The 19,408-nt window shown below is 67.7% G+C and carries 19 protein-coding genes; 12 read left to right on the forward strand and 7 right to left on the reverse strand.

Annotated features, from left to right (window positions below; genetic code table 11):
• Position 1 precedes the first annotated feature (1 nt).
• Positions 2-865, reverse strand: a complete 864-nt coding sequence (locus NJQ44_RS01750; RefSeq protein ID WP_254272962.1) for a YkgJ family cysteine cluster protein — start codon at positions 863-865, stop codon at positions 2-4.
• A gap of 65 nt (positions 866-930) precedes the next feature.
• On the opposite strand from NJQ44_RS01750, the gene NJQ44_RS01755 reads away from it, so the two are divergent.
• Positions 931-1,146: a DUF7561 family protein gene (locus tag NJQ44_RS01755; RefSeq protein ID WP_254272963.1), complete on the forward strand. Its 216-nt coding sequence runs from the start codon at positions 931-933 to the stop codon at positions 1,144-1,146.
• A gap of 7 nt (positions 1,147-1,153) precedes the next feature.
• On the opposite strand, the gene NJQ44_RS01760 is transcribed toward NJQ44_RS01755, so the two are convergent.
• A complete protein-coding gene (locus NJQ44_RS01760) occupies positions 1,154-2,098 on the reverse strand; it encodes a CPBP family intramembrane glutamic endopeptidase (RefSeq protein ID WP_254272964.1) in 945 nt (314 codons plus the stop codon).
• A 100-nt stretch (positions 2,099-2,198) separates the two neighbouring features.
• On the opposite strand from NJQ44_RS01760, the gene NJQ44_RS01765 reads away from it, so the two are divergent.
• From NJQ44_RS01765 to NJQ44_RS01775, 3 genes are read left to right on the forward strand one after another with little or no spacing between them, the layout of a single operon-like run.
• Complete coding sequence (locus NJQ44_RS01765) at positions 2,199-2,543, forward strand: ArsR/SmtB family transcription factor (protein ID WP_254272965.1); 345 nt, start codon at positions 2,199-2,201, stop codon at positions 2,541-2,543.
• Positions 2,544-2,873, forward strand: coding sequence for a hypothetical protein (locus NJQ44_RS01770; protein WP_254272966.1), 330 nt, complete (start codon positions 2,544-2,546; stop codon positions 2,871-2,873).
• Entirely contained in the window at positions 2,870-3,166 is a 297-nt protein-coding gene (locus NJQ44_RS01775) for a DUF7521 family protein (RefSeq protein WP_254272967.1), read from the forward strand. The genes NJQ44_RS01770 and NJQ44_RS01775 overlap by 4 nt, the downstream gene beginning before the upstream one ends.
• A 223-nt stretch (positions 3,167-3,389) precedes the next feature.
• Here NJQ44_RS01775 and NJQ44_RS01780 read toward each other — a convergent pair whose 3' ends face one another.
• Positions 3,390-3,584, reverse strand: coding sequence for a cold-shock protein (locus NJQ44_RS01780; RefSeq protein WP_166967680.1), 195 nt, complete (start codon positions 3,582-3,584; stop codon positions 3,390-3,392).
• 166 nt (positions 3,585-3,750) lie between these two features.
• Between NJQ44_RS01780 and NJQ44_RS01785 the strand changes: the two genes are divergently transcribed.
• Positions 3,751-5,484, forward strand: a complete 1,734-nt coding sequence (locus tag NJQ44_RS01785) for an ATP-dependent DNA helicase (RefSeq protein ID WP_254272968.1) — start codon at positions 3,751-3,753, stop codon at positions 5,482-5,484.
• A 110-nt stretch (positions 5,485-5,594) separates the two neighbouring features.
• Here NJQ44_RS01785 and NJQ44_RS01790 read toward each other — a convergent pair whose 3' ends face one another.
• Positions 5,595-6,506 carry a hypothetical protein gene (locus NJQ44_RS01790; RefSeq protein ID WP_254272969.1) on the reverse strand — a complete coding sequence of 304 codons (912 nt, stop codon included), beginning with the start codon at positions 6,504-6,506 and terminating at the stop codon, positions 5,595-5,597.
• A gap of 126 nt (positions 6,507-6,632) precedes the next feature.
• Between NJQ44_RS01790 and NJQ44_RS01795 the strand changes: the two genes are divergently transcribed.
• On the forward strand, positions 6,633-8,120 hold the full coding sequence (locus NJQ44_RS01795) for a PTS transporter subunit IIC (protein WP_254272970.1): 1,488 nt from the start codon (positions 6,633-6,635) through the stop codon (positions 8,118-8,120).
• Positions 8,121-8,123: 3 nt separating this feature from the next.
• Here the strand turns inward: NJQ44_RS01795 and NJQ44_RS01800 are convergent, their stop codons facing one another.
• Together NJQ44_RS01800 and NJQ44_RS01805 are read right to left on the reverse strand one after the other, a co-directional pair.
• Positions 8,124-9,158: a class I SAM-dependent methyltransferase gene (locus NJQ44_RS01800; protein WP_254272971.1), complete on the reverse strand. Its 1,035-nt coding sequence runs from the start codon at positions 9,156-9,158 to the stop codon at positions 8,124-8,126.
• The gene (locus tag NJQ44_RS01805) at positions 9,151-10,281 is read right to left on the reverse strand and encodes a 60S ribosomal export protein NMD3 (RefSeq protein WP_254272972.1); all 1,131 of its coding nucleotides are present in this window, start codon (positions 10,279-10,281) and stop codon (positions 9,151-9,153) included. Before NJQ44_RS01805 ends, NJQ44_RS01800 begins: the two co-directional genes overlap by 8 nt.
• Positions 10,282-10,432: 151 nt before the next feature.
• On the opposite strand from NJQ44_RS01805, the gene NJQ44_RS01810 reads away from it, so the two are divergent.
• Together NJQ44_RS01810 and NJQ44_RS01815 are read left to right on the forward strand one after the other, a co-directional pair.
• Complete coding sequence (locus tag NJQ44_RS01810; protein ID WP_254272973.1) at positions 10,433-12,646, forward strand: histidine kinase N-terminal 7TM domain-containing protein; 2,214 nt, start codon at positions 10,433-10,435, stop codon at positions 12,644-12,646.
• A 115-nt stretch (positions 12,647-12,761) separates the two neighbouring features.
• Positions 12,762-14,843, forward strand: coding sequence for a thiol-activated cytolysin family protein (locus tag NJQ44_RS01815; RefSeq protein ID WP_254272974.1), 2,082 nt, complete (start codon positions 12,762-12,764; stop codon positions 14,841-14,843).
• On the opposite strand, the gene NJQ44_RS01820 is transcribed toward NJQ44_RS01815, so the two are convergent.
• Entirely contained in the window at positions 14,840-15,736 is an 897-nt protein-coding gene (locus tag NJQ44_RS01820) for an NAD-dependent epimerase/dehydratase family protein (protein ID WP_254272975.1), read from the reverse strand. The genes NJQ44_RS01815 and NJQ44_RS01820 overlap by 4 nt on opposite strands.
• A 118-nt stretch (positions 15,737-15,854) precedes the next feature.
• Between NJQ44_RS01820 and htpX the strand changes: the two genes are divergently transcribed.
• From htpX to radA, 4 genes are all read left to right on the forward strand, one after another.
• Positions 15,855-16,736 (forward strand): zinc metalloprotease HtpX, encoded by an 882-nt coding sequence (gene htpX / locus NJQ44_RS01825; protein ID WP_254272976.1) that lies wholly within the window; start codon positions 15,855-15,857, stop codon positions 16,734-16,736.
• A gap of 175 nt (positions 16,737-16,911) precedes the next feature.
• Positions 16,912-17,529, forward strand: coding sequence for a PspA-associated protein PspAB (gene pspAB, locus NJQ44_RS01830; protein WP_254272977.1), 618 nt, complete (start codon positions 16,912-16,914; stop codon positions 17,527-17,529).
• A gap of 2 nt (positions 17,530-17,531) precedes the next feature.
• The gene (locus NJQ44_RS01835; RefSeq protein WP_254272978.1) at positions 17,532-17,972 is read left to right on the forward strand and encodes a hypothetical protein; all 441 of its coding nucleotides are present in this window, start codon (positions 17,532-17,534) and stop codon (positions 17,970-17,972) included.
• 155 nt (positions 17,973-18,127) lie between these two features.
• Positions 18,128-19,174 (forward strand): DNA repair and recombination protein RadA, encoded by a 1,047-nt coding sequence (gene radA, locus NJQ44_RS01840; protein ID WP_254272979.1) that lies wholly within the window; start codon positions 18,128-18,130, stop codon positions 19,172-19,174.
• The last annotated feature ends 234 nt before the right edge of the window (positions 19,175-19,408 follow it).

A 19,408-nucleotide genomic window follows, 5' to 3' on the forward strand; every position in this document is an offset into this window, starting at 1 on the left:
CTCACCACCCCGGCGTCTCCGGCGCGCCGTCGGCGTCTTCGACCGTGTCGGCCGACTCGGCGTCGGGCGCTCGCTCGCCGAGTTCGGCGGCGCTGTCCGCCCACGTCTCGATAGCCCGGCCCGCCCACGAGTCGGCGTCGAGCACCCGTTCGCGGGTCCGTTCGTACCACTCGTCGTTGACGACGAGCGTTCCCGGACTAGACGCGGCGGCGACGGCGACGAACTCCGCGCGGTCGGCGGCGGTGAGTGCGTCGTCACGGAATCGACCGATAGCGCCTGCAAGACGGTCCGGGTCAGGGTGGGCGAACACCCGGTCGCCCAGCGCGCCGGGGCCGAACAGCGGCGTCGCGTCGGGCGCGGTGTCGTCGAGTAGTCGGCGGCCGCCGTGGACGCGTTCGACGCGTTCACACTCCGTTTCGGCATCGAGCGCGAGGTTCTCGCCGGGATAGTCGGCGCAGGCGTGGGGGTACAGGTCGTCGCCGTGGATGCGGCACTGGAGCGTCGTCGGGTCCAGAAACGCGCAGGCCCGGAGCCACGTCGGCGGCCGGTCGAAGGGGGCGACGGGTTTCGGGGGCTTGCGAAACCCGACGTAGAACACCGGTCGCCCGTCGATGGCGGCCACGTCGACGCCGTCTATCCTGACCCGCCGGTCGTCCTCGGCGTCGGCTTTCCACAACCGCGGTCGAAGTGCGTCGCCGTAGCCCGCGTCGACGAACGCCCGGACCTCCTCGCGCGAGAGGGGGACGAGGTTGTAGGTGTCGTCCAGCGGTTCGAACGGGCCGCGGCGCTCGTGGTCGATGTCGCGGCCGGTCAGGGGCCGCCAGTCGATACAGCACCCCGCACAGCCCTCGCAGTCGACCTCCATACCATGGCTATTGGTGTCACTAGCCAAAAAGAAAGGGCCTTACCGCGGCCGCGGCTACCGCAACTATGGCCTCCCAGCCCTGCGACGGCTGTGGCGACAGCGTCTCGATAGGCGGCGGCATCGCCAACATCTGGACGCAGGAGAGTCGGCCGACCGAGGGCATCGTCCTCGAACTCGGTGACGGCACCGAACACTTCCTCTGTTACGACTGCATCGACCGCCTACCCGACGACACCGAGGTGACCGCCGAGGACGTGGCGGCGCTCGACGAGGAGTCGTAGGGGCCAGTCAACACCGGCCACACCACGTCCCGATGGTTTCGGCGACCGCGAGGCGCCCGTCGCGCCAGCGGACGTACGCGAGCAACGCGATTCCGGCGAGGACGACGGCGACGACGTGTATCAGGCCTTCCTCGCCGACCCAGCGCGTCGGTCCGGTCACCGTCAGCACGAGTAGTTCGGGGGTCTGTTGTGAGACGCCGAGGCCGAACACCACACTCATGGTGAAATTGTATGCGACGTGGAAGCCGATGGAGAGCGCGAGGTCGCCGGTCAGGACGTAGAGACCCCCGAGCAGCACACCCGCCAGCAGGTAGTAGCCGTACTGGCTGACGGCCGTGACCTTGCCCCCGTGGAGGAACGCGAAGACGACGACAGTGAGGGTCAGAGAGAGGCCGACGGCGACCCACCGCGGGAGGTAGCCGTCGGTCCCCTCGACGAGGTTGGTCAGTATTATACCCCGGAAGACGACTTCCTCCCACGTCGCGGCGACGGTGACGAGGCAGAACGTGATAGCCAGCGCCGGGAGGAAAGGGAGTATTCCGGGCGTCTCAGCGAATCCCGCGACGCTGGCCCACCCAGCGAGGAGGACGGCCGCGAACGCGAAGGCGTTGCTCGCCGTCGCGACTGCGGCGCCGACGGCCGCCTGTCGGGCCCACTCGCGGTCAACGCCGAGTCCGTAGCCCGCGAGCGAGCGACGGTCGAGGAACCGGGCGCTCCCGAGGGTCCCGACCGCGAGGACGACGACGAAACCACCCAGTTCGAGCAGTTCGACGACCGGGTGGTCGAACCGCGTGCGGACCGTCGTCTGTATCGCGGCCAGCGCGACGAGCGTCACGACGAGGGGTAAGAGGGCACGAATCGGCGCTCGCAGACGGTTCTGCGTTCGGTTCCAGACGGGCCATGCGACCCGTCGTAACCCGCGACGTGCGGAGACAGGGACTGGCAGTCGCATATCGAGGCGGACGACCACCGACGGCATAGTGGCCCGTCGACGGCTTCTCTCCCGGAAGCCCGTGGGTGATTTTTAACACCAGGGCACGGGTCGAAGACGTATGGACGAGGCTGGCGACGACGAACTCCTCGCGCTCGTAGACGACGAGTACGCCCGGACCATCCTCGCCGCTCTCACCACTGAACCGATGTCCGTCTCAGAACTCTGCCGGGCTTGCGAGATGTCCGACCCGACCGCATACCGCCGTCTCGAACGACTTGAGCGCGCCGGACTCGTCACTGCGGAACAGACGTTAGACCCCGACGGGCACCACTACAAGCAGTACGTCACCACCGTCGAGGAAGTGACCGTCCGCTTCGCCGACGGGGAGTACGAGGTGGGCGTCAGCGAATCGTCGACGGACCCGGCCGACCGCTTCACCGACTTGTTCGAGGGGTTGTCGTAGATGTACGGCCCGCTCTTGCAACTCCGAGCGACCGGCGCCGACCCGTCGATAGCCGTCGCTGTCCTCGCCTTGTCGCTGCTCTCGTTGGTGCTGTCGGTCGTCATCGCTGCAGTCCTCGTCCGCGGGTATCGTCGCGGTACAGGCGGAACCGGACTGCTGGCGCTCGCGGTTGGCCTCCTGTTGCTCACGACCGTTCCGGAACTGCTTCGCCTCGGCCTCCCGACGCTCACTGCGGTTGACGTCGTCGGCCGCTCCGTCGCCGTGAGCGCGTGTGAACTGTCCGGTCTCGGCACTATCCTCTGGACCGTCTACGGTGGGGGGTCGCGATGACGTCCCTGTTCGGTGCGCTGTTCTCGCCCGAAACCGTCGCGTGGGGGTCGCGGGCGCTGACCGCCGCGGTCGGCCTGTTCGTCGCCGCGCTGGCTTACCGCGGCTTCCGACGGAACGACGCACCGAAGATGCGGGCGCTCGCGGTCGGTATCGGCCTGTTGACGACCGGCGCTTTCCTCGCTACCGGCTTTACGGCGGCGCTGGCGGCGGGAGAGGGCGTGGTCTTGCTCGCCCGTGGGGTCGTCACCGTCGCGGGCCTGTGTGCGGTGCTGTACGCGCTGCTTCGCGAGTGAAAAAGGGAACGCGACGGGAGTCCACACGTCGCGGGCCCGCGTGGAGGGCCGATAGCGGGGCGCTGTCGGCAGCTATCGCTACGGTCCCGTCTCCTCTATACTCCGGTAGCGGACTGCCCGTCTAGCAGTTCGACCCCGGATTTTATATGTAACGTCGCCACTCGTCGGTGCGGCGTCGATAAAACACGTCAGATGTGGTCGCTTCCGCGACCGGAAATCTGCGTTAGTTGCGGACGACGTTCGTCGCGCGGGGGCCCTTGTCGGCCTGTTCGATGTCGAATTCGATCTCCTCGCCTTCCTCAAGGTCCGGGCCGCCGACGTCTTCCATGTGGAAGAAAACGTCCTCGTCCGCGTCCTCAGTCGAGATGAAACCGTAACCGCCAGTGTCGTTGAAGAAATCAACCTTACCGTTTGCCATTGCAAACAAATGTACACGGGGTATATGTATAAGAGTTCCGAGAGTATCGGTACCACGACCGTGTGTATGTGACCACGGACCACACGTCGGTCGCGTCGAGCAGACCGTCCGGTTAGGACTTCCCTGACAGGAAAGGTTTACCCCCGGCGGGGCATTGCCTTCGTCCGTGTACCCGGCGCGGATTCACGACGAGTTCCCGGCCCCCGGCTACCGCGGGAACCAGCAGCAGGCCCTCTCTGACATCCGCGCGGCCTTCGAGGGCGGCAACGACGTAGTCCTCGTTCGTGCGCCGACCGGGAGCGGCAAGTCCTTGCTGGCACGGTCCATCGCCGGATGCGCCCGCACCGCCGGTGAGGCGGCCCCGGAACAGGTCGTCGACGCCTACTATACCACGCCGCAAGTCTCCCAACTCGACGACGTGGCCGAAGACGCCCTCTTGGAGGATTTGTGCGTCATCCGGGGGAAGAACAACTACGACTGCATCCTCCCGGGCGAGACGGACACGCCGGTCAATCAGGCCCCGTGCGTGCGCGAACGCGAGTTCGACTGTCAGGTGAAGCACCGCTGTCCGTACTTCTCGGACCGCGCCATCGCCTCGAACCGCCGCATCGCCGCGATGACGCTCGCCTATTTCATGCAGACGGCAGGGAGCGACGTGTTCGGCAAGCGCGACGTGGTCGTCATCGACGAGGCCCACGGCCTCGGCGAGTGGGCGGAGATGTACGCCACCATCGACCTCTCGCCGCAGACGATTCCGATGTGGCGGGACCTCGACATCCCCGACCTCGACGGCTTAGACGAGGCCGTCGCCTTCGCCGAACGCATCGAACACCTCGCCGAACGCCGCGTGAAGGAACTGCGCGGCAACGCCGAACTCTCGCCCGACGAGGTGGCCGAACGCGACTCGCTGAACAAACTCCGGAGCGACCTCTCGTGGTTTCAGGAGGACTACCGCGACCCCGAGAGCGCGACGACGTGGGTCGTCGACCAGGCTGACGACGGCGGCCCGGTGACGGTCAAGCCGATGAACCCCGAACGGTACCTCCAACACACCGTCTGGGACCGCGGGAACCGCTTTGCCCTGCTGTCGGCGACGATTCTTAACAAGGACGCGTTCTGCGCGAACGTCGGCTTAGACCCCGACGACGTGGCCCTCGTCGAAGTGGGCCACACGTTCCCCGTCGAGAACCGGCCGCTCTACGACGTGACGCAGGGCAAGATGACCTACGAGCACCGCGACGACACCCTGCCGAAGGTGGCCCGCGAAACCGTCCGCATCATGGCCCAGCATCCCGACGAGAAGGGCCTGATTCACTGTCACTCCTACGCGATTCAGGAGCAGTTAGACGAGTTGCTGACGGAGTTCGGCGTCGGCCCGCGGGTTCGAACTCACGACAAGGAAGACCGGGACGGCGCGCTGGCGGCGTGGAAGCGCAGCGACAACCCCGACGTGTTCCTCTCGGTGAAGATGGAGGAGGCCCTCGATTTGGAGGGCGATTTGTGTCGCTGGCAAGTGCTGTGTAAGGCCCCGTATCCCAACACGCGCGACTCGCGGGTCGCCCGCCGACTCGAAGACGGGCAGTGGGGCTGGTACTACCGAACCGCCCTCAGGACCGTGATTCAGGCCTGCGGGCGGGTCATCCGCGCGCCGGACGACTACGGGTCGACGTACCTCGCGGACGCGTCGCTCCTCGATTTGTTCGAGCGCGCACGCCACGACATGCCCGACTGGTTCGCGGCGCAGGTCGACCGCACGTCGGTTCCCGACCTTCCCGACTTCTCGCCGGACCGGGCGCTGTCGGGCGTCTCGGCGAACGCGCGCCGCCGTCACGACCGGTCGCGCTCGCGGTCGGGCGGGGGCCGCGACCGCAACCACCCGCTCTCTGACGTGTGGGACTAAAGGAAGGCGAAGGCGAGTCCGTAGACGACGGCCGAGCCGACCATCAGGAAGGCGAGAATGACCGCCATCACCTGCTGTCTATCCATGGAGGGGATTTCGCGCCGCGTCAATTAGGCGTTACGGGGTTCGTCCCGCATCCCCTCCGGATAGCGCACGTCGGCCCACCAGTCCGTGCCGTCGTACGCGAGGAGCCACTGGCCGTCGTAGTCGGTCACCTCGACGGCGGTGTCGTCGCGGGCGCGAAACCGTTCGACGAGGGCCGAGAACGCCTCGCTCGGCGGGTCTTCTGAGTGGACGCCGCCGTCTTTCGCTTCGTCGAGGATGGCCCGCTGGTCGGCGGGCAGGTTCTCGAAGGCGAATCGGAACCGCTCGCGGGCGAGGGCGGCCAGTCCGGCGGCGTCCGCCGCGAGCGGTTCGGCCCGATAGCGGTAGTCGTAGACCGTCACCTCGCGGGCGTCGACGACCGCGATGCCGAACGTCTCGTCCCCGCGGGTGACGCCGTCGTATTCGGGGGTTGGGACGACCACGGACTCGGCGGCCTCGGCGTCGGTGTAGTGGACGCTCACGCCGAGTGCCATCCCCGAGTCGCGCCGCGTCTCGGGATTCAACAGGCCATCGAGGTTCGTCCGGTCGACGGCCGGGAGGTCGGCGTACGCGACCGTTCGCTCGGGGACGGTGTCAGGGTCGAACGTCGCTTCGACGCTGTAGCGCGTCTGTGTCCGTTCGTCGATAGCCTCGTGGTCGACGGCGTAGTAGCCCGACTCGTGTTCGATGGGGGCGTCCGGGTCGAACGGCGCGCTGGTGTCGGTGACCGTCGCGCGGTCGGGGTCGCCGTCGATAGCGCCGACGACGAGCGAGCGGTACGACTCCGGCAGGTCGGCGGTGGGGACGGACCACCGCGCGGCGAGCGTGGCGTCGTCGCTCACGTCCAGCAGACGGACGGACCCGCGCGGGTCCGAGCATCCGGCGAGGGGGAGGGTCGCGCCGACGGCGAGGGCGGCGAGGAGCTGGCGGCGTCGCATGTCCGGACGTGTCACAGGGGTGGTGAATAGTTTGTGGTCACAGACCGGGTCGCCGTCGCCGGATGCTACCCAACGGTGTTAACACGGAGACGCGCGTCTCTCCGGCCAGCCACGACCCGTCTCACGATGGTCCTCACGCCCGACTCCCTGTTGCAGGCCGCGAGCGCCGTCGAACTACTGACGCAGCTACGGGTGTTCGTCTCGGCGATGGGGCCCGCCCTGCTCATGCCGGTTATCGTCTTCGCACTCGGCATGGCCGTTCGGTTGCCGGTCCGGACGGCGGTGCGGTCGGCCCTGCTCGTCGGCGTCGCCTTCGTGGGTATCTTCGCGGTGCTGGACTTCGTCCTCGGCCCTATCGGCGACACCGTCGCGGCGCTCGCAACCCGCTGGGGACTGGACCTCGTCGGCCTCGACGTGGGGTGGGCGACCGTCGCGGGTTTCACGTGGGCGATGGGCGTGACCGCGCTGGTCATCCCGCTGGGCCTCGGCGTCAACCTCCTCCTCCTCGCCGTCGGGTGGACGCGGACGCTCGACGCCGACATCTGGAACTACTGGCAGTGGGCGTTCAACGCCGCGGTCGTCTACCTCCTCACCGACAGTTGGGTGCTGGGACTGGCCGCCGCGGTGGTGACGGAGGTCATCGTCCTCCGTCTGGCCGACTGGACCGCGGACCTCTCGCAGGCGTACTTCGACGTGCCGGGGACGAGCTTTCCCCACGCACAGAGCGTCCTGCAAGCGCCGTTCGCGTTCGCCATCGACCGCGTTCTGCGCTCGGTCCCGGTCGTCGGGACGCTGGACCTGCGGCCCGAGGCCATCGAGCGCCGCATCGGCGCGCTCGGCGACCCCGTCGTGCTGGGCTTTCTCGTCGGTCTGTTCGTCGGCGTCCTCGCCGGACGACCGCCGCTCGCCGCGTTCCGGACTGCGGTGTACGTCGCCGGGTTGCTGACGCTGCTCCCGCGGATGGTCGACCTCCTCGTGGACGGCCTCGAACCGCTGGTCGACCGGGCCTCGGCCCGCGTGAACGAGAGCGAGCGATTCGGCGGCGAGGACATCGTCGTCGGCATCGACGCCGGGGCCATCGTCTTCGCCGACACGACGGCCGTCGTCGCGGGACTCCTGCTCATCCCGTACGCGCTGGGGCTGGCGTTCGTCCCCGGCGTCGTCGTCATGCCGCTGGCGGACCTCGTCACCCTCCCGATGTTCTGCATGTGGGCGGCGGCCATCAGCGGCGGGAACCTCGTCCGGACGGTCCTCGGCGGGGCCGTCGTGACGACTATCGTCACCGCCGCGACGACGCTCCTCGCGCCGTACGTCACCGAAATCGGCCGCGCGAGCGGCGGCCTCCAAGCCGTCGACACGAACGGGTCGACGCTCGTCTCAGCGCTGAGTGCGGGCGGGAACTGGTGGTCGGTCGGCCTCTTCGCGCCGCTCGGCATCGGGAGCGGTGTCAGTGTCGCCCTCGCCGTGGCTGGCGTCGCCTCCGCGGTCTGTGCGTACGGCTGTTACCGCTGGACGAAAGGGATGCCCGCCGCGGCGGCCGCCGAGGTAGAACCCGAGGATGAGGCCGAACCCGAACCGGCCGCGGCGACGCGGCCCGCAGACGGCGACGACTGACGGCTACTCGACGCGCGCGTCGACGACGACGTGCGCGACGCCTTCGCTGTACCCCTTCACCCGTCGCGTATCGAGCACCGCGACCGACCGCCCGGCGTCGGCCGCCGCCGCTTCCAGCCGTTCGATCGGCCGGTCGAAGACCAGCGCCTCGGGCGTGGCCTCGTGCATGTGGACGACGCCGCCCGGTTTCAGCGCGTCGAGCGCGCTGTCGAGGTACTCGTAGGCGTCGTAGTAGCCCATCATCACCCGGTCGGCGCGGCCCTCCTCGGCGAAGCCCGGAACCACGTCGCGGCAGTCGGCCCGATAGGGCTGGACCCGTCCGTCGACGCCGTTGCGCATCACGTTCTCGACCAGATACCGGAACGCCGTCGGGTTGCGCTCGACGGCCGTCACGTCCGCTCCCGCGCGGGCCATCGGGAGCGTGAAGTAGCCGATACCCGCGAACATGTCGAGGACGCGCTCGCCCGCCTCGACTGCCTCGCCCATCCGAGCGCGCTCGGCCTTGTTACCCGGCGAGAACATCACTTCCGCGAGGTCAAGCCCGTACTGCGTGCCGTGTTCGGTGTGGACCGTCTCGGTATCGCCCTCACCGGCCAGCACGCGCACGTCGGGTTCGCGGTGGGCGCCGGAGATACCGCCGCGAGCGAGGACTGTGTCGGCCTCGCCGTGCAGCGCAAGCAACGCTTGCCCGACTTCTTCCGGTCGGGGGCTGTCCCCCACGTCGACGAGGACGATGCTGCCGACGACGGCCCACGACCCGGGCGCGGCGGCCAGTTCCTCGTCGGTCCAGCCGCGCTGTCTGAGGTGGTCTTCGAGGGTCCGAAGCCGTGGCTCGCCGACCTGCTGGACGATTTCCCGCACCTCGACGGACTCGGGCGGGGTGGTCACCGGGACGGCCACGGCGTCGTCGTCCCACGAGCGCACGCTCCGGTCGGCGTCGTAGACGCCCTCGGCTCCGAGCGCGTCGATTACCTGCTGTGTCCGGGGCTTGGCCACGACGACGGCGAGTCGCCGGTCGTCGCTGCCGTTCTCACGCATCGTCGTCGCCGTTCTCGGGCAGGACGTGCAGGCCCGCCTGACTCTTGATGACCGTCACCTCGGCGGCGTCGGTGTCGAGGTAGTCGGGCCGCGGTATCGTCACGCTCTCGAAGGTATCCGGGTCGAGCACCTGGACGGCGTTCTCGTCTTCGACGGCGACGAGCGTCGTCGTCTCGCCGTCTTCGCGGAACCCCAGTCGCTCGCTGTCCGGCGCTTCCCCCTCCTCGAAACTCGCCTCGTAGTGCTCGCCCGTCGCCAGTCGCACCCCCTTCAGGTTCCCCTGTATCGACCGGACGAGGACGGGACCGTCGCCGTCCTCGGGGTCGATGACCTCGCCCTGCTGGTAGCGCGGGAGGCGGACGGCGTAGGTCATCCGGTAGAGCTTCTGTCCGTCCTCGTCCTCGGTGATGAGGCGCTTCGAGTCGGAGTACGAGCCACCGAGTTGGGCCGTGATGCGCTTGGCGATGCCCAGCCCCATCTGGTTCGTCGAAATCTTCATGTTCAGGCCCTCCGGCACCTCCTTCGTCTCGGTGATGTAGGCGTTGCGGTCGCCGGTCTCCTCCCGGTCGGCGATGTACTCCTCGGCGATGGTCTTCGCGCGCGCTATCTCCTCGTCGGTCGGGTCTCGCTCGTCGGCCCGCACCTGCACGACGCTGGCGAAGGAGCCACCGGCAATCTTCCCGCAGCGCTCGCAGGTCTGTCGGGAGATGGAGACGGGGACGACGACTTCCTCTGTTACCGGCGTCTCGCGGACGACGCCGGAGAACTCGGCGTGCATCCGGATGTTGTTCTGGTCGATCTGTTCGGGGGCGACCTGCCACGCGATGGACTGGGCGTCGACGTGGATGCCCAGCGCCTCGCTCACCTGTTCGACGGCGATGTCCGTGTAGTCCTCCGCCCCCACGTCGACCCAGCGGTTCCCCTTGTGGACCGCGCCGCACTGCGCGCAGACGCGGACCTGAATCTTCTCCGGCGCGTCCACGAGGTCGAACTCCTCGAAGTAGCAGGCGTCACACAGCACCCGCTCGGAGTCCCGCTGTGCGCCCGGGAGGTCCGGGCGGTCCTCCGGGTGTGCCGCCATCTCGTCCCCGCAGCGCGGGCAGAAGGCTCCAGACCGGCTCATTGTGCGCCGCTAGGCCGCTGTCGTGTTTAAACCGTGTGTTCTCGGGGCCGACCTGACTGTGAACGGATAGGTTATGAACCGGGCCGTAGAACGTGCTCGCAATGGGATATCGGGGCTGGGTCCGGTATCGGCCGCGAGGGGGCGCTGAGCCGTGACGCTCGCCACCGTCGCGCACGTGTTGTTGCTCGCCCTGTCCGTGCTGACGACGACGGCACTGACCGGCTACGCGTGGCGAAATCGGGCCGAACACGGTGCCCGCGCGTTCTCGGGATTGGTGGCGGCGTTTACGGTGTATGCAGGCGCACACCTCGTCGGTCTGCTCACCGTCGACCTCGGCGCGCGACTGCTCTGGGAGTACGTCCAGTGGACCGGCACGGCCGCGATTCCGGTGCTCTGGATGCTGTTCGCCCTCGAATACACGGGCCACGACGAACTCATCGACCGGCGGACCGTGGCCGCGCTCTCGGTCGTTCCGGTCCTCACCGCCGCGCTGGCGTGGACGAACCCGTGGCACCACCTCATGTGGACGGACAACACGCTCGTCGTCGTCAGCGGCCTCGCTATCTTCGACCAGTCGTTCGGCCCGTGGTTCTGGGTGTTCACGGTCTTTACCTACGTCCTCATCACCACCGGCGGCTTCCTGCTCCTCCGTCTGGTCTGGTTTTCGGACCACCTCTACGCCGACCAGGCCATCCTGCTCGTCGTCGGCGTCACCGTCCCGATTCTCGCCAGCGCCCTGTCGGTCCTGCCGGTGGTACAGGTCGGACGCCCCCTCCTCGACCTCACGCCCTACTCCTTCGTCGTCTCCGGGTTCGCCTTCGGCTACGCGCTGTTTCGCCACCGACTGTTCGACTTGGTCCCGGCGACCAGACAACTCGGTCGGAGCGCCGTCATCCACCACCTCGAAGACGGCGTCGTCATCGTCGACACCACGCGACGGGTGCTGTACCTCAATCCGACGGCCGCGGAGTTGTTCGACTGCTCCTCGTCGGCCGCGCTCGGCCACCCGGTCCGCTCGCTCGTCGACGAGTCGGCCATCGACTTCGACACCGAGGACGCCCTCGCGGAACTGGAACTCGGCGGCAACGTCTACGAGATACGCACGTCGCCGATTCACGACCGACACGGGCGACTGACCGGCCACACCCTCGTCATCCAAGACATCACGACCCGGAAAAACCGCGAGCGCCGCCTCGAAACGCAGCGCGAGGAACTCGAACGACTCGACAGTCTCAACGCGGCGATTCGGGGCGTTCACCGGGCGCTCGTCACCGCTACCAGTCGGTCGGAGATTCGCCGGGCGGTGTGCGAACGGCTCACCGACGACGGCATCTACCGGACGGCGTGCGCCGCCGACCTCTCGACGGTACAGGGCGAGGGAGCGGGATGGACTATCGCCGGGGCCGACACCGACCCGTCGGCGCTTCCGGCGGACATCGCGAGTACCGTCCCGGCCGAGTCTCGGGCGGAGGCGACGCCGGTCGTGGTCGACCCGGACGACCAGCCGGGGACGTGGACGGTGGTCCCCCTGGTGTACGGCCCGACGGTGTACGGCGTCCTCGCGCTCCGGTCGGCGGAATCGACCGACGGCGGTTCGACGGCTATCCCCGACCGGGAGCGGGAGGTGCTCGCGGAACTCGGCGAACTCATCGGCCACGCCAGCAACGCCGTCGAGACGCGCCGCCTCCTCAGCGCCGAGTCGGTCGTCGAACTGGAGTTCGCCAGCCGCGACACCGACGGGACGCTCCTCGAACTGGCCGGGGCGATGGACTGCGCCCTCGAACTGACCGGCATCGTCCCGAACGCCGTCGACGGCCACCTCGCGTACCTCCGGGTGGCGTCCGGGAGGGCCCCCGATGCGGACGCGCTCACGGCGACGCACTCCGACCGGGTTCGGGCGATTCGCGACGGCGAGGCGGGCCTCGTCGAGTGGGCGGTCCCCGACGGGACGCTGGTCGGGGCGCTCGTCGACAGCGGCGCGCAGGTCGTCTCCGTGACCGCCGAGGACGGGGTCACGACGGCCGTGGCCGAGGTGGCCTCCGACGCCGACGTGCGGCGTCTCGTCGAGGAGGTCACAGCGGCGTTCCCCGAGACGCGCCTCGTCTCGAAGCGAACCCGCGACCGGCCCGTCGGGCGGCCCGACGGCATCTCTCGGGGGACCGTCGCCGAACTCACCGACCGCCAGCAGGAGGTGCTGGAGACGGCCTACCGCGCCGGGTACTTCGACTGGCCCCGCGGGTCGACGGCCGAGGAAGTCGCGTCGACGCTGGACATCTCCGCGCCGACGCTCCACGGCCACCTCCGCAAGGCCGAAGCGACACTGCTCGCGGACCTCTTCGACGGCGACCGACGCGCGGACGACTGATTCGCGGAATCGGCGTTTGAGGACTTCTCTATCGGTTTTGTGCCGTTCTATCGCCCCTCCCTACACACGTAGTGCCAACGTAGTAGCCAGTCGTTCTCCATCTGAGTATCGAGACATGACAGACGACGACCAGCCAACGATGAGCAGACGACGACTCTTGGCGACTGCGGCCGCGGTTTCTGCAGGCGGCCTCGCGGGATGTACAATCTCGACCCCCTTCGGCGACTTCGGGGCGTCGACCGACGGCGACAGCGGCGACAGCGGCGGCAGCGACAGCGGCGGGGCCGCGACCCCCTCGCCGACGCCGGTGACGACGACCAGACAGCCCAGTACGCGGACGCCGACGCCCACGCCCACGGCCTCCCCGACTGCGGTGCCGACCAGTACACCGACGCCGGTCCCGACTGCGGTGCCGACGGCGACGCCGACCACGAACCAGACCGGTCTCCAACCGCTGACACCCGACCCGTGCGTGCTGACGGGGTCGTGCGTGAGCACGCCCGTCGAGGAGGAGACGGTGACGCTTCCTGACGACCCAATCTTCATCCCGGAGGACCCGATTCTCTCGTCCGACATCGTCCTCGACCCGTCGCTCGTCGACACGACGGACTCGACGCTCGGCGAACCGTCGAGCGTCGAAGAGGGCGATGACCTCTCCGTGACCGTGACCCCCGAGACGAACAAGTCCGAGAACACCGCGCTCGGCGGGACGAACACCGAGCGAAAGGGCGACATGATCTGTACGACACAGCGCCGACAGGTCACCTCGGGGAGCGGGACGAACTTCCTGCTGGACCCGCAAATCGGGACCATCTGGCCGGGCGCGATACTCGAAGCCGAGAGCGTCGCCCGCGGGCAGTTCTCGCCCGCGCTCTCCTCGACGCGGCGCAACGGCGTCCCGACCAGTCAGATACGGAACCCGCTCGAACTCTCCATCTCCCTGCGCAACATCGACGGGCAGAACACCCGGAAACTTCAGACCCCTTCGCTGGGGTCGTTCCGGACCGCGCTCGACGACATCCTCGGGCAGTACGACCGGAACGCGAACACCCCCGCGCGGATGAACTTCAGCATCCATCAGATTCACTCCTCGAAGCAACTGGACGTGACGCTGGGGGCGCACTACGACAGCCTGAAACTACAGGTCGACAACGAGTTCGACTTCTCGACGGAGTCGGAGACGAACAAGATATTCGCGCAGTTCTACCAGCAGTACTACAGCGTCGACGTGTCGCTGCCGAACCCCATCGCCAACGGCGTCGTCACCGACCAAGCGACCTACCTCAAGCCCAACGACGTGGTCGTCAAGAACGTCTCCTACGGGCGCCTCCTCCTGTTCTCGGCCGAATCGAAGTACGAGCGAACGGACATCGAGAACGCCCTCAACGTCGCGCTGAACGCCGGGTCGGGGCGCGCGACGGCGTCGCTCGACATCAAACACAAGCAGGTCCTGCGCGACACGCAAATCAACGTCCAGGTGCTCGGCGGGGCCGCCCAGCAGGGGGCACAGACGGTCAGCAAACCGGGCGAAGGCGCGTTCGAGGCCATCCGGAACTTCATCCAAGAGGGTGCGACCTACGACCCGAAGACCTCCCCTGGCGTCCCCATCGCCTACCAGACGAAGTACCTCAGCAACCTCGACACCGCGAACACCTACCTCACGACCTCCTACACCGAGCGCAACTGTCGGCCGACGACGCGGGGCTACCGCGTCCACAACATGTCGCTGGGGGTCATCGAGGAGAACGACCCCGGCAACGAGGAGGAACTGTACGGCGACGTGTACGTCGTCGCGTGGCCCATCCCGGAGGGCGAGACCATTGTCGGCCCGGACGCCCGCATCGAACCGAAAGGCGGCCGGAGCGACGGCCGCGTCTGGCACCGCTCGAAGTCCTCGAACATCAACGTCAAACAGGGCGAACGCAAGGACCTCGGCGTCGACGCCACCATCGAGTTCGACGAGGCCCACGAACTCGACAACTCGCGGACCTACATCCAAGTGACCGCGATTCCGCACGAACGGGACCCCACTTCGGGCGACGAGTTCGGCAACAAGAAGGCCGTCAAGTGGTTCCTCAACGAAGCCCCGAGCGACCCGGACCGCGCGGGCCGGGAGAAGGGGAAGTTCAGAGAGCGCTGGAACGACCGCAACAGCGAAATCGAACTCGCGTTCGACATCTCGCCCGTGCCGCTCTAACCGTCGCCGAGCAGACTCGGTTCCGGCACGTCGGCGTCGGCCGCCTCGCGCCACGTGTGGGTCGGTTCCCACTCGAGCAGGCCCTGCGCTTTCGCCGTCGAGAGGGCCGACTGCTCGCCGTCCAGTTCGCACCGGTCGGGTAGTTCGCCCCAGTGGTCCGCGACGAGTTCGGCGGTCGGACGCCCGACGTAGTTGTCCGCGGCGGCGACGTGGAACGCTTCGTGCCCACCCAAATCGGCGTCGAGTGCGGCCGAGACGATACTCGTCACGTCACGAACGTCGACGTACGACCAGCAGTTGCCGTCGCCGCCCGCGAGGTCGCCCTCGGCCACGTCACGGCAGGCGTACTCGCCGGGGTACTGAATCCACGACGGGCGAATCGAGGCCACGTCGACGCCGTCCCGGCGGACCACCATCTTCGCTATCTCCTCGCCGGCCACCTTCGAGGTGCCGTAGGGGTCCTCGGGGGCCATCGGGTGGTCCTCGTCGATGGGGAGGTACGCGGGCAGGGGCGTCTCCTCGGCGAACGCGAGGCCGTAGGCGCTCTCGGAGGACGCCCACACCACGTCTGCCCCGGCCCGGCCCGCCGCGTCGAGGACGTTGTACGCCGCCGAGACGTTCGTGTCGAACACGCGCGTCCCGGCGTGGCGCTCGGGGGCCGGAATCGCGGCCCAGTGGACGACTGCGTCGGGGTCGTACTCGGCGAAGAGGTCGCGCACTTCCGCGCCGTCGGTGGCGTCGACGGCTTTGAACTCGACGTGGTCACGTTCGGGGACTTCCCAGCCCGGGTGGTCCAAATCGGCGCAGACGACGTGGTACTCGCCCGCGAGGTGGTCGCAAATCCAGCGGCCGGAGCGGCCGCGGCCGCCGGTGACGACGACTGTCTCGGTCATGGATGGGGTTGTCGCCGCCGACACAAATGCGTGCGGTCACCGGCACGCGACGCGCCGAGGCGTGGGAGGCGACCGCACGATAGCGGGGTTTTAGGCCGTTCGTCGCGTACCTGGGGGTATGCAGTGGCAAACCGACTGGGGACTCCGCGGTCGGATGGTCCTGACGATGTTCCTCCTGTTCGGACTGTACATCGTCTTCATCGGCCTCCTCAGTCTGTACTTCACGAACTTCGCCGCCATCGTCCTCGTGATGGCGCTGTTCATGGGGGCGCAGTTCTTCTTCAGCGACAAACTCGCGCTGTACTCGATGGGGGCCAGAGAGGTCGACCCGCAGGAGTACCCCGAACTCCACCGGATGGTCGACCGCCTCTCCCAACAGGCGGACCTCCCGAAACCGAAGGTCGCCGTCGCCGACTCGCGCGCGCCCAACGCCTTCGCGACCGGGCGCTCGCAGAAGAACTCGGCCGTCTGCGTGACGACGGGCATCATGCGGATGCTCGACGACGAGGAACTGGAGGGGGTCATCGCCCACGAACTCGCCCACATCAAGAACCGCGACGTGATGGTGATGACCATCGCCTCGTTCCTCTCGACCATCGCCTTCCTCATCGTCCGCTGGGGATGGCTGTTCACCGGCGGCCGCGACCGCGGCGGTCAGCAACAGGCGCCCGTCTTCGTCGCCATCCTCGCCTCGCTGGTGGTGTGGATAGTGTCGTTCCTCCTCATCCGCGCGCTCAGTCGCTACCGCGAGTTCGCCGCCGACCGCGGCGGTGCGGCCATCACCGGCAAGCCCGCGGCGCTGGCGACGGCGCTGATGAAGATAGACAGCGGCATGGAGAAAGTGCCGAAAGACGACCTGCGCGGCCAGTCCGAGATGAACGCCTTCTTCATCATCCCCATCCGCGTCGGGTGGATCGGTCGCCTCTTTAGCACCCACCCCTCGACCGAGAAGCGCATCGACCGCTTGCAGGACTTGGAACGGGACCTCGAAGGGTACTGAGGTTCGATTCTCGCCGGTCGTTGTCGCTTATTCCGACGCGAACGGCCAGCAAGCCGGGTCGACTGTTCTACGGGGCTTTCGAGTTGTTCTCGGTTCACGTATCGTCCGCGTCAATGCGGACTCTTTCCGCTGCTAGCACGAAAACCGCCTTATCCCCCGCCCACTTTGCACCGGTATGGGACTGCTGGACGGACTCAAGAGCGTCCTCGGGATGAAAGCCGAGGCCGACGCGACCCGTGACGCCAGCCCCGACGACCTCTTCGGGATGTCGACGGCCTACGTCACGATGGAGGCCGACCTCGGGTTCGCGCCGACGGGCGACGCGGCCCTCTGTTTCGGCGACGTGGACAGCACGGACTTTCAGGACGCCACAGACGAGGTCGAGACCATCCTCGACGCCGGGGCGGAGGAGACGGGGACCGTCGCGGAGTTCGTCTCCGACAGCCACGGCTATCAGTGGGTCGTCCTCCACGACGACGACTTCGAGGACCTCGTCACGTCCATCCACTTCGCCGCCGACACGCTCATCGAGCGGCGATACGGTTCCCGACTGTTGGCGGCGCTGTTCGGGTTCGAACGCGAGTCGGACGGGCAACCCGCCTACTGGGTGTACTCCTTCCGTCGGGGGACGTACTACCCCTTTGCACCCGACGCCGACCGAGACCGTGAACGGGACTCGGCGGCGGAGTTCAAACTGGAGTCGAACCTCGACGGCGAGTTGAATCTCGAGGGGGACAAGGAGTTCTGGTACCCGCTGTGGCCCGACCGGGCGGGTGACCACCCGTGGGAGTAGGTATGCCGGACCTCGCGCTCTACGACCACGTCCGGCCCGCCGACGGCAGCGAGTTCCGCGACGGCGTGTACCGCGTGGTCGGGACGAACGACGGCGGCGCGACGTTGCTGCGAGTGAGCGGTGCGGACGGACGGCGGGCCAACACCGGGGAGGTCGTTTCCGTGTCGAGCGACGAACTCGGGGGGTTCGAGGCGGCCGACAACCCGGACGACGGGTGGTCGCCGTCGACCAGCGTCCGGTCGGCACTCGACGGGTTCTACTGGTCGGCCCGGACCTTCGTCGAGACGCTCGCGGAGCGCCCGATTCCGGCGGTCGTCGCGCTCGCGCTCTTGCTCGCTGGGGAGTTCGGGCAGGGTGCGCTCGGCCTCTCGGGGTTGCAGGCCGCGGCGCTGATTCTGGTCGGCGGGTTCGGTCTCCTGTATCTCGGGAGCGGTCGGCTATAGCCACACCTGCGGTGACCCCCGACAGCGTCTGACGCGTCCCCCATCCCTTCTAAACGTCCCGATTCACTCGCAACTTACCACCACTACGTCTGGCGATTTCACTTTCACTACGGTGTTAACGGGGGTTTATGTGCCATGGGGCGTAAGGCACGTCTATGTCCGCAAGCGAGGACCTCGAAGACCTGCCGGGCGTCGGTCCGGCCACCGCAGAGAAACTCAAAGACAACGGCTTCGACTCGTATCAGGGAATCGCCGTCGCCTCTCCCGGCGAACTCTCGAACACCGCCGACATCGGCGAGTCCTCGGCGGCCGACATCATCAACGCCGCCCGGGACGCCGCCGACATCGGCGGGTTCGAGACGGGGTCGACCGTACTGGAACGCCGTGAGCAAATCGGGAAGCTCTCGTGGGGCGTCGACGAGGTGGACGAACTCCTCGGCGGCGGCGTCGAGACCCAGTCCATCACCGAGGTGTACGGCGAGTTCGGGGCCGGGAAGTCGCAGGTGACCCACCAACTCGCGGTCAACGTCCAACTCCCCGCCGAACACGGCGGCCTCGAAGGCAGCACCATCTTCATCGACTCCGAGGACACGTTCCGGCCCGAGCGTATCGACCAGATGGTAAAGGGACAGACGGACGAAGTCCTCGAAGACACGATGGTGCTCCACGGCGTCGCCGAGGAGGGGGAGGCCGACGCCACCGACGAGGCGATGCTGGACGAACTCGTCGAGTCCGTCCTCGACAAGATTCACGTCGCGAAGGCGTTCAACTCCAACCACCAGATTCTCCTCGCCGAGAAGGCCCAAGAAATCGCCAGCGAGACCCAAGAGGACGAGTTCCCGGTCCGACTCCTCGCGGTGGACTCCCTGACCGCCCACTTCCGGGCCGAGTACGTCGGCCGGGGTGAACTGGCCGAACGCCAGCAGAAACTCAACAAGCACCTCCACGACCTGATGCGCGTCGGCGACCTGAACAACACCGCCGTCCTCGTCACGAATCAGGTCGCCTCCAACCCCGATTCGTTCTTCGGCGACCCGACCCAGCCAATCGGTGGCAACATCCTCGGCCACACTTCGACGTTCCGCATCTACCTCCGCAAGTCCAAGGGCAACAAACGCATCGTCAAACTCGTCGACGCGCCGAACCTCCCCGACGGCGAGGGCGTCATGCGCGTCGAGGAAGGCGGCCTGATGAACGAGTAGGCGACAGCGCGCGGTCCGATTTCACGTTCTTTCCCGACTTCCACGGCGACCAGCGACGGCCGTCTGTCACGAACGCGACCGGTCATCTCGAAACGATTTGTGAGATGTCCCCGCGACCCGAACCCCTTCGTTTCGTGTCGAACCCGCCGCCCTCTCGCGTCTGTCGGGTGTCTGACGGACCGGAGTGAAAGTGGTACGTGTGAGAGGAAACCGCAAGACGGCGGCACATCTCCT

This window comes from Haloarcula marina (genome assembly GCF_024218775.1).
In the GTDB taxonomy this organism is placed as follows: Archaea; Halobacteriota; Halobacteria; order Halobacteriales; family Haloarculaceae; genus Haloarcula; species Haloarcula marina.

What these genes read in the sequence shown, in the direction of transcription:
- NJQ44_RS01750 (WP_254272962.1), bottom strand. Translation starts at nt 865, where the DNA reads ATGGAGGTCGACTGCGAGGGCTGTGCGGGGTGCTGTATCGACTGGCGG.
- NJQ44_RS01755 (WP_254272963.1), top strand. Translation starts at nt 931, where the DNA reads ATGGCCTCCCAGCCCTGCGACGGCTGTGGCGACAGCGTCTCGATAGGC.
- NJQ44_RS01760 (WP_254272964.1), bottom strand. Translation starts at nt 2,098, where the DNA reads ATGCGACTGCCAGTCCCTGTCTCCGCACGTCGCGGGTTACGACGGGTC.
- NJQ44_RS01765 (WP_254272965.1), top strand. Translation starts at nt 2,199, where the DNA reads ATGGACGAGGCTGGCGACGACGAACTCCTCGCGCTCGTAGACGACGAG.
- NJQ44_RS01770 (WP_254272966.1), top strand. Translation starts at nt 2,544, where the DNA reads ATGTACGGCCCGCTCTTGCAACTCCGAGCGACCGGCGCCGACCCGTCG.
- NJQ44_RS01775 (WP_254272967.1), top strand. Translation starts at nt 2,870, where the DNA reads ATGACGTCCCTGTTCGGTGCGCTGTTCTCGCCCGAAACCGTCGCGTGG.
- NJQ44_RS01780 (WP_166967680.1), bottom strand. Translation starts at nt 3,584, where the DNA reads ATGGCAAACGGTAAGGTTGATTTCTTCAACGACACTGGCGGTTACGGT.
- NJQ44_RS01790 (WP_254272969.1), bottom strand. Translation starts at nt 6,506, where the DNA reads ATGCGACGCCGCCAGCTCCTCGCCGCCCTCGCCGTCGGCGCGACCCTC.
- NJQ44_RS01795 (WP_254272970.1), top strand. Translation starts at nt 6,633, where the DNA reads ATGGTCCTCACGCCCGACTCCCTGTTGCAGGCCGCGAGCGCCGTCGAA.
- NJQ44_RS01800 (WP_254272971.1), bottom strand. Translation starts at nt 9,158, where the DNA reads ATGCGTGAGAACGGCAGCGACGACCGGCGACTCGCCGTCGTCGTGGCC.
- NJQ44_RS01805 (WP_254272972.1), bottom strand. Translation starts at nt 10,281, where the DNA reads ATGAGCCGGTCTGGAGCCTTCTGCCCGCGCTGCGGGGACGAGATGGCG.
- NJQ44_RS01815 (WP_254272974.1), top strand. Translation starts at nt 12,762, where the DNA reads ATGACAGACGACGACCAGCCAACGATGAGCAGACGACGACTCTTGGCG.
- NJQ44_RS01820 (WP_254272975.1), bottom strand. Translation starts at nt 15,736, where the DNA reads ATGACCGAGACAGTCGTCGTCACCGGCGGCCGCGGCCGCTCCGGCCGC.
- htpX (WP_254272976.1), top strand. Translation starts at nt 15,855, where the DNA reads ATGCAGTGGCAAACCGACTGGGGACTCCGCGGTCGGATGGTCCTGACG.
- pspAB (WP_254272977.1), top strand. Translation starts at nt 16,912, where the DNA reads ATGGGACTGCTGGACGGACTCAAGAGCGTCCTCGGGATGAAAGCCGAG.
- NJQ44_RS01835 (WP_254272978.1), top strand. Translation starts at nt 17,532, where the DNA reads ATGCCGGACCTCGCGCTCTACGACCACGTCCGGCCCGCCGACGGCAGC.
- radA (WP_254272979.1), top strand. Translation starts at nt 18,128, where the DNA reads ATGTCCGCAAGCGAGGACCTCGAAGACCTGCCGGGCGTCGGTCCGGCC.